Genomic DNA, 16,744 nt, shown 5'->3' with positions numbered 1-16,744 from the left:
CATCGGAACGGTTTGAGCGCCTTGCTTTCAGGTAACGTAAGTTGATTGGCCTGCCGTCAGTGGACGGAGGACATCGCCGTCGCGTCCGCGTAGCGCGGCACGGTGCGGGACCAGTAGTAGCACCCGCGAATCCAGCCGGACATGCCTTCCACGTAACCGACGCCGGCGGGGCTCAGCTCCGGCTTGATCTTCTCGTAGAGCGTCTCGAACTCGACGATCGCGCTGTTGATCCGTCGGATGGCCAGCGTGACGGCCTGCGGCAGGGAACACTCGTACGCACGCTGATAGGCGAGGGCCAAATTGATCATTCCACCTGTCCGTTGCTCCTTCACCGAGGAGAAGAGGTCGGCTGTCCACACTGCCGCATCGACGGAGAGACGCCCCAGGCGCTGCATTGTGGCGTGATGGAGGTCCTCGGGGGCGAGTTCGCAGGGCTGCGCGGCTTCGTACAACGGATAGAAAGGCTCGATGCCCGCGGTCAGCGAACGTATCGACTTGCACAACCCCATCCGCACCGGAGGCGAGTGCGACTGGGCCACCGCCTCGTACAGCAACCCGTGCACATACTCCCGGCTGTTCCAAGCCCATCGCGCGGCCTGTGCGGGCGTGCACCGCTCCTGGACCTGGCGGTGGAGATCGGTCAGGGCCGCCCCGAGCGGGGTGCTGGGGGGCTGGCCGTCGCGCAGGATCCCGATGCTCTCGGTGAGCATGGGCAGGAGGCGGCCCGGCCGCTGTCGGCCGACCTCTTCCGCCTGGTCGTCGAAGATGAACTGGTAGGCGATCTGGTTGGCCACGATCTGGAGGACATCACTGTCCACGGTCGGGCTGTTGTAGGACGCGAGTTCCGCCGGGCGGGTTTTGACGATCATGGCCGAGACTGCCGGGTCGTCGGTCAGTCCCCAGGTGCGCAGCCAAGTGTCGACGCCTGCCGCCGATTCGGATTCGTGGCGGTTGCTCATAAAAGGGAACGGCATGTAGAGATTGGCGTCGATGAGGTCCTTCAAGTTGTCCGCGGGAATTTCTTCTTGCAGAGCGACCGTGATTTCCTCATGCGTCGTCGACACCGTTGTCACCTGCCGATCCGGGGTTCTGTGCGCGGGATGTCATCGTGCTTCGGGGAGCGAGAGAATGAGCGCGAGGCGGTGTGCCGACCGCTATGCGCGAGCGTGGTTCGCAGATCATCGGCAGCGACCTCGGACCCAATGTCACGGCGGGGCGCGGTTGTCCGACCGGCCCGGGCGGATGGCGCAGCCGCCAGTGACTGGAAATGGTCGCAACAGCGACCGTGGCCTCGGCCATCGCGAACGCGTCCCCGATGCATTTACGGCTCCCCGCGGAGAAGGGGAGCATCGCGCGGTGTCGCACGGCGACGGACCGCTCCGAGCCCGGCAACCAGCGCTCGGGCAGGAACAGTTCGGGGTCGGGGAACGACGCGGGATCGTGGTGCAGGAGGTAGGGGCTGTACAGGACGGTGGCGCCCGGGGGGAGCCGGCGCCCGGCGAGCTCTGTCTCTCTGGTCGTGACGCGAGTGAAGAGCCAGCCCGGTGGGGAGTGGCGCAGCGTCTCGGTGACGGCGGACCGGGTGTACGTGAGGCGCGACAGGTCGTCCAGTTCGGGCCGGCGCTGCCCGTCGAGCACGGTGTCGACCTCCGAGTGCAAGTGGCCCTCGGTCTCCGGATGCTGAGCCAGGAGGCTGAAGGCGGAGGCCAGGCACAGTGCGGTGGTCTCCACGCCGGTTATCAGGAGCGTGATGAGCTGGTCGTGGACCTCCTGTTCGGTGACCGCCGGGTCCTCGCCCCCGTCGCGCGCGGCGGCCAGCAGCGTCCCCAGTACGTCGTCGCGGGGCGTGCCCCGCCGCCGTTCCGCGATGACGGCGTCGATGATCCCGTGCAGGCGGTCGACCGCACGCCGATAGCGACGGTTCGCCGGTGTGGGGACACGGAACGGGGCGCCGACCGGGACGACCGTGCGGACGAACAGGCCACGGACGATGGTGCCGAGGGCGCTCCGTATCCGGGCGGCCCTGGCGTCGTCGAGCGAGTCGGAGAGCAGGACGCGGCTGGTCACCCTTGTCGTCAGGGCCATCATCGCCGCGCTGACGTCGATCCTCTGCCCGGCCCGCCATGTCCGGCACACCGACTCGGCCTCCTCGCCCATCAGTTCCGTGTACTCGGCGACGCGGGAGGCGCGGAAGTCCGGCTGGAGCAGTGTGCGCTGCCGTCGGTGTGCCTCCTGGCGGCAGGTGACCAGACCGTCACCCATCAGTGCCCGGAGCCTGTCGTACTGCGAACCTCCCTTGTCGAAGGTGCGCGCGTCCATGAGCATCCGGTGGACCAGCTCCGGGTGGCACACCATCCAGGCCCGCAGCGGGCCCAGGCGTATCTCGACCAGATCGCCCCGGGCGGGCAGGGAATTCAGAAAAGCCAACGGCCGACGGAACAAAGCGATACCGTGGCTGATGCTCGGGAATATGCCTGGCGCAGTGCCCACGGTCCATAGTCGATCCGGTTCGGGCATGGCGTCGCTCATCGAATACCACCTGCCTCAGTCGACTCACGTAAATCGGTGAACGTGCCACCGGCTCGGTGCTTGAGTCATGTCCTGCCCAGTTCAACTGCTGTCGGCTCCCCAGATCGACTTTCCGTGGGGGCGCACAGGAGCACAAAGAGGCGTTGGGTGAAACATTGTTGATGCATGCTGCACTTACTGGAATTGCCTTTCGTCACTCAAGTGGCCTTTTGTAAAGGGTCACATCAGGGGGACGAAAAAGAGGAACCGGCGGGCCCGGATCCTGTTCGGGGCCGGAGCTCGTCCGCATCGCGAACGAGGCCCGCGACATGGTCGGTGATCGTGTCGAGGATGTCGGCCCAGGCGGCGTCGTCGCCCAGCACGAGGAAGTTCAGGGTCAGCCCGTCGGTCATGGCGGCCAGATAGCGGGCCAGCACGGGGGCCGGGACGCGGAGTTCGAAGTCCATGCTGCGGGCGAGCTGTTCGACGAGCTCGGTGTAGGTGTCGCAGTACAGCTGGTACTGCCGCCGTGCCAGATGCTCGAACCCGGGCTCACGCAGGGCGTACTGCGTCAGCTCGTACGTGAGCATGTGCTCGCCGGGATGTGCGGACACATGGTCCCAGTAGGCCTGGAAGCCGGCCCGGACGGTTTCCCGAAGGGTCGCCTTCGGCCTGATCGCTTCCCTGACCACCGTGACGGAGTGCTCGGTGATCGTCGTGATGACGGACTCGATCAGGGCCTGCTTGGAGTCGAAGCAGTAGTGGAAGACGCTCAGGGACAGACCGGCCTCCGCGGCGATGGACCGGGTCGTCGTCCTGGAGACGCCGTCCCGGGTCATCGCGCGGATGGCCGCTTCGGTGAGCTGCCGACGCCGTTCGGCCGACGGCATCCGTGCCATGGGTGTTCCCTTCGTTCCGGTGGGCGTCAGCTGCTGTAGACGCCCACCTCGTAAAGGGAGTAGCCCCAGTCGGTGCCCCGGTCCAGCCCGTGGATCCGTACATAGCGGGCCGGCACGCCGGCGAACCGGGCCGTGTCCAGACCACCGTCACCGGCGGTGGTGGACCAGGCGGACTGCCAGGTGGTGCCGTCGGTGGAGGTCTCGACGCGGTACGACTTCCCGTAGGCGCGCTCCCATTCGAGGGTGACGCGCTTGACCGTGCTGGTGGAGCCGAGGTCGATCCGGAGCCACTGGTCGTCGCTCCAGTCGCTCGCCCAACGGGTGTCCGTGTTCCCGTCCACGGCCCGGCCGGGGGCGTAACTCGTGAACGGGTTCGACTCCGACGAACTGGCCGACGCGGACGCGCCCTTGGCGAGATTCACCCCCGCCCTGTGCCCCTCGGACGAGCCCCAGGTGTCGAGGTACGACTCGGCACCCCGGAAGAGGTCGTCCACGACGTCCTGGCCGCCGACCTGCCGGATGTCCTCGATCCAGTCGGGGACCAGCCCGTAGTGCGAGGCACCGTCGGTGTTCAGGTCCCAGGTGCGTGAACCGGTCGTCTGCTTGTCGATGACCGAGCCGCCGTCGGTGCTGCGGAAGGGGTACGTCACGGGGTTCGAGGCGTTCGCGCCGCGCGGGGCCGGCCAGCCGCCGACGCCGTTCATGTCGGTGCCGTAGCCGTATCCGACGTCGTACTTCTCGCGCAGCGCCTTGGTGCGGTCCGCCTCCGCGCTGAACCCCTCGGATCCGTGCATGTACTGGGCGATGAAGCCGCCGAGACCGTAGACGCGCTCGGTCCAGTTGAGGTCCATCCAGCTGTGCGAGGAGAGCACACCCGGGTAGGACTCCGACTCGAAAATGTCGAGGACCCGGCCGGTGGCCTTGACGCTCATGTGGTCGACCTCGAGCATCATCTTGCGCTGCATCATGCCGCGTACGGCGTACTCGCCCAGCTCGGTCAGCCCGCGTTTGTTGCACTGGGCGTCAGCGTCGTACGACGGGACCTCGACCCCCGCCGGCAGCTCCTCCTCGGCACCCGGTGCCGCCGCACCCCCGATGGGGTTGTCGTGCTGCGGGCCCGTGCACTTCTCCGTCTGCCAGAAGGTGCCGGTCGACAGGAACTGGCCGACGTTGATCGCCGTACCGAGGCCGCCCTCGTCGAAACGGACCCCGCAGAGCGCGTTGTCGAACTTGTGGCAGAGGAACATGCTGCGTACGCCCAGGTCGTACAGCTCGTCCAGACCGGCGTCGATGTCGTCCTTGTCGCACTGGGCGATGTCCAGGATCTGCTTGCAGCCGAACGGCTCGGACGTCTCGACGCCCAGGACGACGGCCAGCTTGCCCTGCTCGATGACGCTTCGGGCCTGCGCGCTGTCGGTGACGATCCGGAACCAGCCCTTGCCCGTGCCGCCGTACATCTTGTCGATGTAGTCCTGCATGTCGTACGTCAGCTTCGCCTGCAGCCGGATGGACGTCATCTCGTCGCAGCTGCGGTCCTTGAAGGGGTAGACCGAGCAGATCACGCCGTTGGTGACAAGGTCGTTGACGAGTACGCGCTGGCCGCCGCGCCAGGCCCGCTCCACCCAGGCGTAGTAGTTCTGCTGGTGGGTCAGCGAGTCGTAGGCCGGCCAGTCCTTGAACGTGGGCCACCCGTCGGGGTCGTGCTTGCCGTCGCCGCCGTTGGTGATGAAGTCGAAGATCGCGAGCGATCCGTCGGGATAGTGCTCGGGGCAGTCCTTGAGCGCGTCGGCCACTCCCGCCTCGGAGAACGGCTTGCCGCAGATGAGCCGGCCGCCGAATGCCTCGTTGGCCATGATGTGGTTGTGCGCGTCGACGAACCCGCGTACCTCGCCCTGGGAGTTGGTCCCCTTGAAGGGCTCACCGGTGACACCGATCTGGGAGTCCGGCGCCGGCCGCGCGACCGGGTTCCACCAGTCCGTCCCCGCCGCGGAACTGGGGGTGGGGCCGAGTGTCACGGCCATGACGAGCAGGAGCAACGACAGAACCGTGACGGGTCTGCGCCTGTGGTGCGGCTGTTGAGTCATGGTCATCACCCACGTCTTCGGTCGGCGGACGGCGCAGTCGATGAGCCAGACGGCCGGGGCTCGACACCTCACGGCTGGTTGTCATGACTCGTGCAAGCGATTGGGTCGAGAATCGCGACTGCGGTGAACGGAGTCAAGAGTCCGGGACGGATGACCTGATGGTTCGTCGGCCGTGACGGGTCCCGGCGATGAACAGCTGGTGCACATGGGCCTCTTGACGACCCGTTGGTCCAGTCCTACCTTCCAGTCAGTTGTTCAAAAAGGCAGTCATCGTTTATGTCTGTGAATTCCGACTGACCCCCCACGCCCAAGGAGCCGACATGCTCACGCGCTTTCGGGCGCTCACCGTGACCGGTGCGGTGTGCGCTTCAACGTTCATGGCCCTGCCCAACGCCGTCGCCGAGGTGGAACCCGGCGGCTGGACCTCGGTCTCTCCCACGCACACCGTCCAGGAGCGAGGCTGCGGACAGGTCGACGGCCTGACCTTCCAGCTCACCTGCTCGACGGCCAGTGGCGACCAGCGGGCCGAGCGGCGGTACGCCACCTACACCGGCGGCACCCGCCAGTTCGAGGGCTACTTCCGGATCAGCAGCCTCAGCGGCACCCGCATCAGCCTCAAGCAGACCTTCAACGAGTCGGCGGCGGGCCCGTACTTCATGCTCGCCGTCGAACGCGGCGGGCGCCTGTACGCGGTCCACGGAGGCGACACCCTCTCGAACGCGGGCACGGTCGGAGCCACGGTCCGCGTCAACACCGTTCACGAGGTGGGCAGTTCACACCGCACGTACATCAACGGCTCGCTCCAGCACACCTATTCGAGCCCCAGTGGCAGCTTCTACGACAAGTTCGGCGCCTACCGCACCAACAGCGGCAACGGACCGGCCACCGTCGTGTGGAGCAACGTCCGCTTCTGGCGCAAGTAGCCGAGAACCGATGAGTGTTCCCGCACGCATCGCGGCGCCGACAGCGCTCGTGCTCGCTCTCCTCCTGGCGCTGTCGGCCTGCTCCGCCACACGGACGACGGGCGAGAGCGGGGCGGACGGGCGTCGTCCCGCGACCGCCCGGCATCCCGTTGCAGGGAAGGCCGATACCGCCTCGGGGGTCGTGCTTCGCGCCGAGCGCACCACGCCCACCGACATCGATCTGCGCTGGCAGGGCGGCGGTTCGGGTGCCTCCGGCCACGTCCTCGAATTCGCGACGGAGGAGTCCGGTCCGTACACCGTCCTGCGGTATCTGCCGCCCAGTGTGACGAACTACCGGCACCCCGATCTGATGCCGAACACCACCTTCTTCTACCGGCTGCGTGCCTTCGGCGGTCCTGTCTCGGAGCCGGTGAACGTCACCCTCCCGAAGGGAGAGCTGACGGCGGCCGACGAGAACTCCAGCCACGACTGGCTGCCCGCTCGCAAGGATCCGAAGCGGACGGTCCCGGGCCGACGCCTCCGTTCCACGGGTGCTGGAGCCCCCACCGGGTTCAAGGGCACGGTCAAGCATGCGAACGGCATTCTCTTCATGTGGACGGACCGTGCCTCCGACGAGGCGGGGTTCCTGCTGGAGGCCCGTACGAGGACAGGCTCGGCCTACGAACCCGTCGTGGTCCTCGAACCCGACGTCAATTCCACCGGGCTGATCACCCTGCCCACCGAGAAGGAGGCGTCCTACCGCGTCCGGGCCTTCACTTACGGAGAGCGGTCGAACGTGGTGAGGCTGACCACAGGCGAGTCCACCGGTCCCTGACCTGCCTGACACGGACCGGACCAGGATGGTAGAAGCAGGGCATGACCACTTGTTCCACCTGCACATGCACCTCCGGCACCATCCGCACCTCCTCTCCGGTCGGCGCACGATGACCGCGGGCATCGACACCCCCGACAGCAGGGGCCGCACCGGACTCCACCGGGTCGGCCTGGACCTGACGGGAAACCATCGGGTCAAGGTGCGGGACGTGAAACTCCTGTCCTGCCACTGGTACGTGGAACGCACCACGACCTTCGACTTCCAGCACGCCGACGGCACCTGGTCCACCCAGGAGCGCGAAACCCACGACCGCGGCAACGGCGCCACGATCCTGCTCTACGACGAGGACCGCGAAACCGTGCTGCTCACCCGGCAGTTCCGCTATCCCGTTTACGTCAACGGCCACCCGGACGGAATGCTCGTCGAGACCCCCGGCGGACTGCTCGACGAGGACGACGAGCACCCCGAGGTCGCCGTACGCCGCGAGGTCATCGAGGAGACCGGCCACACGGTCGGTGACGTCCAGCGGGTCTTCGACGTCTATATGAGCCCGGGATCGGTCACCGAGCGCGTGACCTTCTACGCCGCCTCCTACGGTCCGGCCACCCGCACCCACGAGGGCGGCGGCCTCGACGAGGAGGGCGAGGACATCGAGATCGTCGAACTGCCCTTCCGCCAGGCCCTGTCCATGATCCGCACCGGCGAGATCGCCGACGCCAAGACCATCATGCTGCTGCAGTGGGCGGCGCTGGAAGGGCCGTTCAGCGGGAAGGCCACGTCCGCCGCCGAGTAGTCCACCCGGCACGCACGGAACCCGAGCAGTCCACTTGGGTTCCATGCGTGCTCAGCGGAGCAGCAGTTGGACGATCGCGACCGTGCCGACCGCCACGATCAGGGCTCGTAGCGCCGCGGGGCTGAAGCGGCGGCCGATCCTGGCCCCGAACTGGCCACCCAGCGCGGAGCCGCAGGCGATCAGTGCGACGGCCGTCCAGTCGAAGTCCGCGACGAAGAGGAAGAACGTCGCGGCGGCCGCGTTGACGATGGCGACCAGGACGTTCTTGACGGCGGTGAGGCGCTGCAGCGACTCGTCCAGGAGCGTGCCCATCACCGCCACATAGATGATTCCCTGCGCGGCGGCGAAGTAGCCGCCGTAGACGCTGGCGAGGGTCATGCCGGTGAACAGCAGCGGGCCACCGTCCCTGCGGGCCGGGACGCCGGTCCGTGCACGGCGGCCGCGCAGGAATTTGCCGATCAGCGGCTGGAACGCGACCAGAACGAGGGCGAGGCCCACCATGACCGGCACGATCCGCTCGAACGCCGTCGCGGGCAGGGCCAGCAGGAGCGTGGCGCCCGTCAGACCTCCCAGCAGGGCGCCGACACCCAGTTTCAGGATGCGCCGGCGCTGGCCGCGCAGTTCCTCCCGGTAGCCGAAGGCTCCGCTGATGTTGCCGGGGATCAGCCCGAGCGCGTTGGAGACCGTGGCGGTGACGGGCGGCAGGCCGGTGGCGAGCAGAACCGGAAAGGTGATGAGCGTGCCCGAGCCGACCGCGGTGTTGATACCGCCCGCGCCCACCCCGGCGGCGAACACGGCGAGACCTTCCAGGGGTGTCACGCGGCACCCTGCCCGGCGCGATCGCCGCCCGTGGCCGGCCGGACGGCAGGGGCGGCACGACGGAACAGGCGCCAGGAGATGTTCACGAAGCCGACGCTAATCGGCGAACGCTTCGGCCCCCGCCGAAGTGTCCCGACCGTTCCCACCCGGCTTCCGGCCCGGTCGCGAGCCGTTTCTACCCGGCTTCCGGTCCGGCTGCGAGCCGTTCCGACCTGGCTCCCGGCCAGGCCGCAAGACGTTGCCGCCCGACTCCCGGCCCGGCCGCGACCTGTTCTCACCCGGCTCCCGGCCCGGCCGAGCATCGACGCGCGGCGCGGCTTCGCCCTCGGCCGCATCGCCGAGCGGCGTATCACTCGAACCGTGCCGTGTCGCCCGCTCCCTTGCGTACGATCTCGGCCTCGCCGCTGGAGAAGTCGATGACCGTGGTCGGCTCGGTGCCGCAGTCCCCGGAGTCGATCACCGCGTCGACGACGTGGTCGAGCTGTTCCTTGATCTCCCAGCCCTGGGTCATCGGCTCCTCCTCGTCGGGCAGGAGCAGGGTGCTGGACAGAAGGGGTTCGCCGAGTTCGGCGAGCAGGGCCTGGGCGACCACGTGGTCGGGGATACGGACCCCGACCGTCTTCTTCTTCGGGTGGAGCAGCTTGCGCGGCACCTCCCTGGTCGCGGGCAGGATGAAGGTGTAGCTGCCGGGGGTCGATGCCTTGATGGCGCGGAACACGTCGTTGTCGACCTGCACGAACTGGCCGAGCTGCGCGAAGTTCTGGCACACCAGGGTGAAGTGGTGCCGGTCGTCGAGCCGGCGGATCGACCGGATCCGGTCGATGCCGTCACGGCTGCCCAGCTGACAGCCCAGCGCGAAGCAGGAGTCCGTGGGGTACACGACGAGCGCGCCCGCGCGGATGGAGTCGGCGACCTGGCTGATCGTCCGCTGCTGAGGATTCTCGGGATGAACGTCGAAGTACTTGGCCACGTGCCGAGCTTATGCTCTCGGCCCCTGCGGCCGACGCAGGCCCGGTGCGGAGGTCTGGTGCGGAGGTCTGGTGTGGAGGTCTGGTGCGGAGGCCTGTGCGGGTGTCCGGCGCGGGTGTCCGCGGGCGCTGGTGAGCTGGGGCTCACCAGCGCCGGGAGCGGGTTCGGCGTGGAAGGGTGTCAGTCCCTGAGGCGGTCGATCTGCCGGATCTTGTTGGTGGCGTCCAGGGCGGCGACCTTGTACGACTCGGCGAGCGTCGGGTAGTTGAACACGGCGTCGACCAGATAGTCGACGGTTCCGCCGCAGCCCATCACCGACTGCCCGATGTGGATGAGTTCGGTGGCGCCCGTGCCGAAGCAGTGCACACCGAGCAGCTTCCGGTCCTCGGGGGAGACCAGCAGCTTGAGCATGCCGTGCGAGTCGCCGATGATCTGGCCCCGGGCCAGTTCGCGGTAGCGCGAGATGCCCACCTCGAACGGCACGCAGTCCTCGGTGAGCTGGTCCTCGGTCTTCCCGATGAAACTGATCTCCGGAATGGTGTAGATGCCGATCGGCTGGAGGTCGTGCATCCGGTTCACCGGTTCACCGCACGCGTGGTACGCGGCCGTACGCCCCTGTTCCATCGAGGTCGCGGCAAGCGCCGGGAAGCCGATGACGTCGCCGACGGCGTAGATGTGCGGCACTTCGGTGCGGTAGTGCTCGTCGACCGTGATCCGCCCGCGCCGGTCGGCGGACAGCCCCGCCTTGTCCAGGTCGAGTTCGTCGGTGAGCCCCTGCCGGCCGGCCGAGTACATGACGGCGTCCGCGGGGATCTTCTTGCCGCTCTCCAGGATGGTGAGCGTGCCCTTGGGGTGCTGTTCGACCGCGGCGACGGTCTCGCCGAAGCGGAACGTGACCGCGAGGTCCCGCAGGTGGTACTTGAGCGACTCGATCACCTCGACGTCGCAGAAGTCGAGCATGCCCGGCCGCTGCTCGACCACGGTGATCTTGCTGCCGAGGGCGGCGAACATGGAGGCGTACTCCATGCCGATCACGCCGGCCCCGACGATGACCATGGAGCGGGGTACCCGTTCCAGGTTGAGAACGTTGTCGGAGTCCAGGATCGTGCGCTCGTCGAACTCGACGGTCGCGGGCCTGGCCGGGCGCGTACCGGTGGCGATGACGATGGTGTCCGCGCTCAACATCCGGTCGTGGCCGGTCACTTCGCGCAGGGCGACTGTGTGGTCGTCGACGAAGCGGCCGGTGCCGGCGAAGAGGGAGACGTGGTTGCGGGAGAGCTGGTTGCGGATGACGTCGACCTCACGGCTGACCACGTGCGAGGTGCGCGCGGTCAGGTCGGCGACGGTGATGTCCTCCTTGAGGCGGTAGCTCTGGCCGTACAGATCGCGCTGGGTGAGACCGGTGAGATAGAGGACCGCCTCGCGCAGAGTTTTCGAGGGGATGGTCCCGGTATGGATGGAGACCCCACCGACCATGTCGGGGCGGTCGACGACGGCGACCCGGCGGCCGAGCTTGGCCGCGGCGATGGCGGCCTTCTGGCCGCCCGGGCCGGATCCGATGACGAGCAAGTCGAAGTCGCGCACCCTCCGGAGTCTGTCAGGCGAAGGCTCTCGCCCGAAAGGGTGAACGGGTGTCGGTTCTTCCCGCTCACTGGAATCCGGCGAGCTCCTGCCGGGTGCGCAGGGTCCAGGAGTGCTCCTCACCGAGGTGCCGGACCCGGTCCTGGAGTATCTGCCGCAGCAGCCGGGCGGCACGAGCCCGGTCGCCGGCCTCGCCGACACAGCGGGCGTGGGCGTTGCGGCTGCCCAGGGTGGCGGGGTGGTCGTCGCCGAGGATCCGGGTGCGGTCCTGTACGAGGATCTCCAGCAGGTCGGCGGCTTCCGCAGCGCGGCCAACGGCGCCGAGGCCCCGCGCGTGACCGCTGCGGGCGGCGAGTGTGTGCGGGTGGTCGTCGCCCAGGGCCGACCGGCAGTCGTCGACGAGGTGTTCGTACAGCTCCACGGCTTCCTGCGTCCGGCCGCGGCGGCTGGTGCTGCGGGCGTGGGCGGCACGGATCGCGAACAGATGAGGGTGGCCGTCGTCGAGCACGGTACGGCTGTCGGTGAGCAGCTCGTCGAGCAGCCGCGCGGCCTGGTCGGGATCGCCCGCCTCGCCGGTGAAGAAGGCCCGGTAGCGCCGCCACACCAGGGCAACGGGGCTGCGGGAGCCGTGAGTTCCGCCGTCCCGCGCGCCGTCCCCGTTCGCGTCGGCCAGCAGTGCGGTGAGCAGGGCCGCCGCCCTGGCGGGGTCTCCGGACTCGCCGAGGAAGCGCGCGTGCCCATGACGGGCCGCGACGGTGTCGGGATGGTCCGGATCGAGGACCTGAAGGCAGTCCTGGATCAGCTCCTCGAACAGCTCGGCCGCCTGCGCCGCGTGCCCGGCCTCCCCCAGGAAGTGGGCGTGGTGGCGCCGGTTGTTGAGCGTGTACGGGTGGTACGGGCCCTGCGTACGGGTCCGGTCGGCGACCAGACTTTCGAAGTGCCGGGCGGCGAGCGCGGGGCGACCCGCGTCGCCCAGCAGATAGGCGCGCCCGTAGCGGGTGCTGAGGGTGTGCGGATGGTCGGCGCCCAGCAGCCGGGTGCGGTCGGCGAGCACCGCCTCGAACTCGGCCAGCGCCGGTCCGATCCGGCCGGACTCACCGAGGAACAGGGCAAGGTTGTTGCGGCTGTTGAGGGTGTGGGAGTGGCCGGCACCCAGCACGCGTACGCGGTCGGCGACGACGTCGCGCAGCAGGTCCGCCGCTTCGGCGGGGCGGCCGGCCATGCCCACGTACCGGGCGTAGGCGTTGCGGTTCTCCAGTGACTCGCGGGCGTCCGGGCCCAGTTCGCCGGTCGACTCGGTCACCAGCTCCCCGTACAGCTCGACGGCCCGCGCGGGGTTGCCGGCTTCGCCCACGCAGGTCGCGTACCACTGCCGGGGCAGCCGGCCGCGGCCCAGGCCCGCCTTCTCGAACGCGGCCATGGCGTGCGAGAGGTCTCCGCGCTGGTAGGCGGTGGTGCCGATGTCGAGTGCGCCGGTGGCGTTGGCGTGGCCGATGAGGGTCTCCCAGACGGTGTCCGGGATACGTGGCGGCGGGACCTGCTCGTCGAGGGTGTGGTGGAGGTAGTCGAAGGCCTGGAAGCGGTCACCGTCGTGCGGCAGCAGCAGGCTGGAGGTGGCGTGCAGGGGTTCCGTCGCCCAGGTCAGCGCCTCCTCCCAGGGCTCCGGACGCAGCGCGGTCCCGCCGCGCCGCTCCAGATACACCTCGTGCAACCGGCGCAGGACCTCCTGCGGCAGCGGCTGGTGGAAGCCCGTACGGCGGGCGTCCGCGGCTGCCGTCACCAGCGCGGCGGCGCGCGGATGGGTGCCGGTCGACCAGGCGTTGTGCCACTCGTCCAGCAACTGCGGTGCGGCGGCCAGGTATTCGGCCACCCCGTGCCCGTGCCGGCCGGCGCCCTTGACCGCCGCCCTGATCCGGGGGTCCTCGGTGTGCCGCTCGGCGCGGGCGATCTCGGCCGCGCTCCACGTGCGGTCGACCCGCACCGTGGTGGCCAGCCGGATCACCTCACGGCCGCTGCGCAGGACATCGAACCCGGGCTCGTTGTCCGCCCCCGACCTGGCCCCGAACTTGCCGTGCTGCTGGGCGCTCATCGTCGCCAGGATCACCACACTGGAGTCCTCGGAGCCCAGCATCCGCTGCACATGCCCCGCGGAGAGCCCACCGACCCCCAGAAACACATCCAGCTCGTCGAGCCACACCACGGCACGGCGCATCCGCACGACGAGGTCGACCAACGGGACCACCGACTCCCGGCTGTCGGGCACGATGAGCCGGTACTTGGCGAAATGCTTGCGCATCACCTCGTACGCGAGCCGCGACTTGCCCGCCGTCGACTCGCCGACCAGCAGGACGAACCCCTCACCCGCACTGAGCGCGGCCTCCACCTGCGGCATCATGTCCCGGTCGACGAACGCGGGCACCCGGCCGAGCCCTGCCGCCCCACCACCGCCCGGCGGCGCCGGATGCACCCCGAGCCAGATCGGATCCCGAGCGTCGGCCACGGTCGGCACCCGCCCCCGCCGCGAGATCCTCAGCAGCCCGGGTAACGCCTGCTGCCGCGCCGAGACCCGGTCCAACGCCTGCCCGCCCGCTGCCGCCGCAGCGCCCGCGGGCCCCGCGACAGCAGCACCGGGCGGCCCGAGAACCGCCACGAGCACCGGCCGCGCCAAGCCCGCCACCAAGCGCACCACCCCGGCCACCACCGACGCGAACCACCCCGCCCGCCACGCCATGACACCACCCCCGTGCGGCTGTTGACCCTCCTTTGCCCGCTCGGGGGCCGGTGTAGCCATACCGCGGGCGTTCCGCCTACTCGTTGGGGAACTTCCAGATGAAGGGCTCGCCGTCCTCCTCCGACCAGTGGACCTCAAGAGACTTCGCGTTCGAGGGGACCAGGTACGACTCGCAGAAGACGTGGCTCTCGCCGGACTTCCAGGCCGTGACGTCGTACGGGTCCTCGCAGCCGGGGGCGTCGTCGGCGGAGCCGAGGAGCAGGGTGCCTCGCCGGCCGTCCGCCCAGATGGTGGTGCCGTCGCCCGCGTCGGAGTCGCTCGTGAGAGCCGGGCCCGCCTTGTGGGTGTACTTCACATGGGCGACGGCGAGTGCCATGCCCTTGGCGTCGGCCTTGTCCTGGACCAGCTTCTCGGCCTCGGCCTCCGTGCCGAGGTCCACCTTCTGGGCGGTGATCTCGTACGTGACCTTCCCGTCCTCCTCCTCGACCTTCCCCGTGGCGCTCTCGCCGGTGGCCAGCTCGCCCCCGGACGGCGCCTTGGCCTGCGATGCGGTGGCCTTGGGCCGGGAGGGCTTCTTCGCGTCCGTGCCGGTGTCGTCGCCACCGCCGCATGCGCTGAGGGTGAGCGCGAGGACGGCGGCGGGTGCGACGGCGCGCAGCGCGGAATTGTGGCGCAGCAAGACAGACTCCTTGAGATGAAAGGTGTGGGGGAGGCCCCGGCTGCCGGTGGCGGCGCGGCCTGGCGGGCCGCGGTCAACACGGGCGGGGCATGGGGGAGTTCGCGCACCTCGCCGAGGGCGCGATCACTGATCCGTTGAAGATCTTGGTCCAACCCAATGCGCTGCGTCAACAAATGTGAACGTTGTGTGAGGTGTGGTCGCCGTGGTGTGGAGGACGCGCTGTCCCGACAGGCGGATCAGGCCGCGGTGGAGCGCGCTACGCGGAATCCCACGTCGTCGACCCGGTAGCTCGGGTGGCTGCGCCGCCGTGCGGAGGCCCGGCAGCTCCAGTGTTCGTCGAACCAGCCGCCCCCGCGCAGGACCCGGTAGGTCCCGTAGACCTCGGCGTCGTAGACGTCCCAGCACCAGTCCCAGACGTTGCCGAGCATGTCGTGCAGGCCCCATGGGTTGGGCTGCTTGCCGCCCACGTCGTGGAGGCGTTCGTCCGAGTTGCCGCGGTACCAGGCGATGTCGTCGAGCGGCCCGTAGCGCGGCCCGGTCGTACCGGCGCGGCAGGCGTGCTCCCACTCGGCCTCGGTGGGCAGCCGGTACCCGTCCGCGGCCGTGTCCCACTCGACGCCGTCCACCCCGTCCGGCCCGTCCAGCCCTTCTACCTTCTCCACGCCTTCGGCGTCGTCGTGGAGGAGATAGGCAGGGGCGAACCCCTCATGCCGGGACAGGGCGTTGCAGAACCGGACCGCGTCCCACCAGGACACGCCCTCCACGGGCAGCCGGTCGCCCTCGGTGCTGCCCGGCCTCGCCCCCGTGACCTGTGCGTACAGCGCCTGCGTGACCGGGAACGCCCCGAGCCGGTAGGGCGAGAGCTCGACCGGCCAACTGCGTTGCGTCCGCCGGTCGGTCAGCGTCACCTGCCCCGGCGGGACAGCGATCATCTCGTTCACCGTGCTGGTATCCATGAGCTGTCGATCCTACTGAGGATCTCCGTCCGCCTCCGGGACCGCGTAGCCGGGCACGGACGGCCAACGGACGGTCAGTACGACCGACTCCTCCTCCGCGAACCAGGAGTGGTCCACTCCGGGCCCCCACACCACGTAGTCACCCTGCTGTTGCAGCGTGACGCTGTGGCCGGGGAACTCCACACGGAACCGGCCGCTCACCAGGACCTGGAGGGCCGTGCGCTCCTCGCCCTCGACCCACCGCGATCGCTCGTCGCCCTTGGGGTGTACGCCCCACTTGATCTCCAGGGCCTCGCTGTGGCGCGGATCGTCGGCGTCCTTGAAGTGCCCGAGCAGCCACCCCCGGTCCAGCGCCGCGTCCTTGCCCGCGTTTCCCACATACACACTGTCGTTCACGCGCCCGGACGCTAGCAGTTGCCCGCGTCCGGTACCGCGCTGAGGGTGGTGCGCCCACCCCGAGGCCTACCGACCGTCCAGGATCGCCGGCAGCTCGTCCATCCAGGCCAGCACCGCCTCCTCGTAGCGGATGCCGAAGGCCAGCGTGGCCTCCGTGAAGCGGTCGGGGGCGCCCGCGGCCACCCTCTCCCGGTAGTCCGCGAGCCGCTTTTCGTGGTCGGCGCGGTGCGCGGCGATGAACTCCGTCAGCCGGTCCCTGTCCAGGGCGGAGCCGAAGGCGATGGTGAGCAGCAGCGGGTAGCGGATCTGCTCGGAGCCCGGCGGCTCGGCGAGCCACGCGGCGAAGGCGGCCCGGCCCTCGTCGGTGAGCCGGTAGGGCTGCCGCGACCGGGGGCCCGCGGGCCCGGCCTCGACGAGCCCACGGCCGGCGAGGGCCGCCAGCTCGCGGTAGACCTGGCTCCTGGTGAGGGTCCAGAAGTCGCCGATGAGCTGCTCGGCGGTGTGCACCAGCTCGTATCCGCTGGCCTCCCCGCCGTGCAGGAAACCGAGCAGCGAAGCCGCGGTGGGGTTGAGGTCGGCCATCCCGTTCTTC

Annotated in this window: 15 protein-coding genes; 3 read left to right on the top strand and 12 right to left on the bottom strand. The window is 69.3% G+C overall.

The genetic code is table 11. The features are described 5' to 3' along the window. Positions 1–56 precede the first annotated feature (56 nt). The 4 genes from ACFWXQ_RS01265 to ACFWXQ_RS01250 form a co-directional block, all read right to left on the bottom strand. On the bottom strand, positions 57–1,073 hold the full coding sequence (locus ACFWXQ_RS01265) for a (-)-alpha-amorphene synthase (protein ID WP_386267256.1): 1,017 nt from the start codon (positions 1,071–1,073) through the stop codon (positions 57–59). Further along, positions 1,048–2,427: a cytochrome P450 gene (locus ACFWXQ_RS01260; RefSeq protein WP_383941523.1), complete on the bottom strand. Its 1,380-nt coding sequence runs from the start codon at positions 2,425–2,427 to the stop codon at positions 1,048–1,050. Before ACFWXQ_RS01260 ends, ACFWXQ_RS01265 begins: the two co-directional genes overlap by 26 nt. 326 nt (positions 2,428–2,753) lie before the next feature. After that, entirely contained in the window at positions 2,754–3,407 is a 654-nt protein-coding gene (locus tag ACFWXQ_RS01255; RefSeq protein WP_383941521.1) for a TetR/AcrR family transcriptional regulator, read from the bottom strand. Positions 3,408–3,433: 26 nt separating this feature from the next. Beyond that, positions 3,434–5,497, bottom strand: a complete 2,064-nt coding sequence (locus ACFWXQ_RS01250) for a discoidin domain-containing protein (protein WP_383941518.1) — start codon at positions 5,495–5,497, stop codon at positions 3,434–3,436. Positions 5,498–5,811: 314 nt separating this feature from the next. Between ACFWXQ_RS01250 and ACFWXQ_RS01245 the strand changes: the two genes are divergently transcribed. The 3 genes from ACFWXQ_RS01245 to ACFWXQ_RS01235 all read left to right on the top strand — a co-directional run bounded on the left by ACFWXQ_RS01245 (position 5,812) and on the right by ACFWXQ_RS01235 (position 8,021). Then, the gene (locus tag ACFWXQ_RS01245) at positions 5,812–6,414 is read left to right on the top strand and encodes a hypothetical protein (RefSeq protein ID WP_383941515.1); all 603 of its coding nucleotides are present in this window, start codon (positions 5,812–5,814) and stop codon (positions 6,412–6,414) included. 10 nt (positions 6,415–6,424) lie between these two features. Beyond that, positions 6,425–7,228 carry a fibronectin type III domain-containing protein gene (locus tag ACFWXQ_RS01240; protein WP_383941512.1) on the top strand — a complete coding sequence of 268 codons (804 nt, stop codon included), beginning with the start codon at positions 6,425–6,427 and terminating at the stop codon, positions 7,226–7,228. A gap of 109 nt (positions 7,229–7,337) precedes the next feature. Next, on the top strand, positions 7,338–8,021 hold the full coding sequence (locus ACFWXQ_RS01235) for an NUDIX domain-containing protein (RefSeq protein WP_383941540.1): 684 nt from the start codon (positions 7,338–7,340) through the stop codon (positions 8,019–8,021). A gap of 51 nt (positions 8,022–8,072) precedes the next feature. Here the strand turns inward: ACFWXQ_RS01235 and ACFWXQ_RS01230 are convergent, their stop codons facing one another. The 8 genes from ACFWXQ_RS01230 to ACFWXQ_RS01195 form a co-directional block, all read right to left on the bottom strand. Next, complete coding sequence (locus ACFWXQ_RS01230) at positions 8,073–8,840, bottom strand: sulfite exporter TauE/SafE family protein (protein WP_384082744.1); 768 nt, start codon at positions 8,838–8,840, stop codon at positions 8,073–8,075. Between the two features lie 349 nt (positions 8,841–9,189). Next, the gene (locus ACFWXQ_RS01225; protein WP_055611488.1) at positions 9,190–9,810 is read right to left on the bottom strand and encodes an L-threonylcarbamoyladenylate synthase; all 621 of its coding nucleotides are present in this window, start codon (positions 9,808–9,810) and stop codon (positions 9,190–9,192) included. A 179-nt stretch (positions 9,811–9,989) separates the two neighbouring features. After that, positions 9,990–11,393 carry a Si-specific NAD(P)(+) transhydrogenase gene (sthA, locus tag ACFWXQ_RS01220; RefSeq protein ID WP_383941504.1) on the bottom strand — a complete coding sequence of 468 codons (1,404 nt, stop codon included), beginning with the start codon at positions 11,391–11,393 and terminating at the stop codon, positions 9,990–9,992. A 64-nt stretch (positions 11,394–11,457) separates the two neighbouring features. Continuing rightward, positions 11,458–14,121, bottom strand: a complete 2,664-nt coding sequence (locus ACFWXQ_RS01215) for a tetratricopeptide repeat protein (protein ID WP_383941501.1) — start codon at positions 14,119–14,121, stop codon at positions 11,458–11,460. A 76-nt stretch (positions 14,122–14,197) separates the two neighbouring features. After that, a complete protein-coding gene (locus ACFWXQ_RS01210) occupies positions 14,198–14,800 on the bottom strand; it encodes a hypothetical protein (protein WP_383941498.1) in 603 nt (200 codons plus the stop codon). A 236-nt stretch (positions 14,801–15,036) separates the two neighbouring features. After that, on the bottom strand, positions 15,037–15,756 hold the full coding sequence (locus ACFWXQ_RS01205; RefSeq protein ID WP_383941495.1) for a formylglycine-generating enzyme family protein: 720 nt from the start codon (positions 15,754–15,756) through the stop codon (positions 15,037–15,039). Positions 15,757–15,768: 12 nt separating this feature from the next. After that, positions 15,769–16,152 carry a signal peptidase I gene (locus ACFWXQ_RS01200; protein ID WP_383941492.1) on the bottom strand — a complete coding sequence of 128 codons (384 nt, stop codon included), beginning with the start codon at positions 16,150–16,152 and terminating at the stop codon, positions 15,769–15,771. A 66-nt stretch (positions 16,153–16,218) separates the two neighbouring features. Then, a complete protein-coding gene (locus ACFWXQ_RS01195) occupies positions 16,219–16,734 on the bottom strand; it encodes a PadR family transcriptional regulator (protein WP_362079067.1) in 516 nt (171 codons plus the stop codon). Positions 16,735–16,744: the final 10 nt, after the last annotated feature.

Origin of the sequence: Streptomyces sp. NPDC058697, assembly GCF_042715345.1 — a bacterium.
In the GTDB taxonomy this organism is placed as follows: Bacteria; Actinomycetota; Actinomycetes; order Streptomycetales; family Streptomycetaceae; genus Streptomyces; species Streptomyces liliifuscus.
The sequence above is the reverse complement of the archived record's forward strand: the minus strand, read 5'-3'. Positions and strand labels throughout refer to the sequence as shown.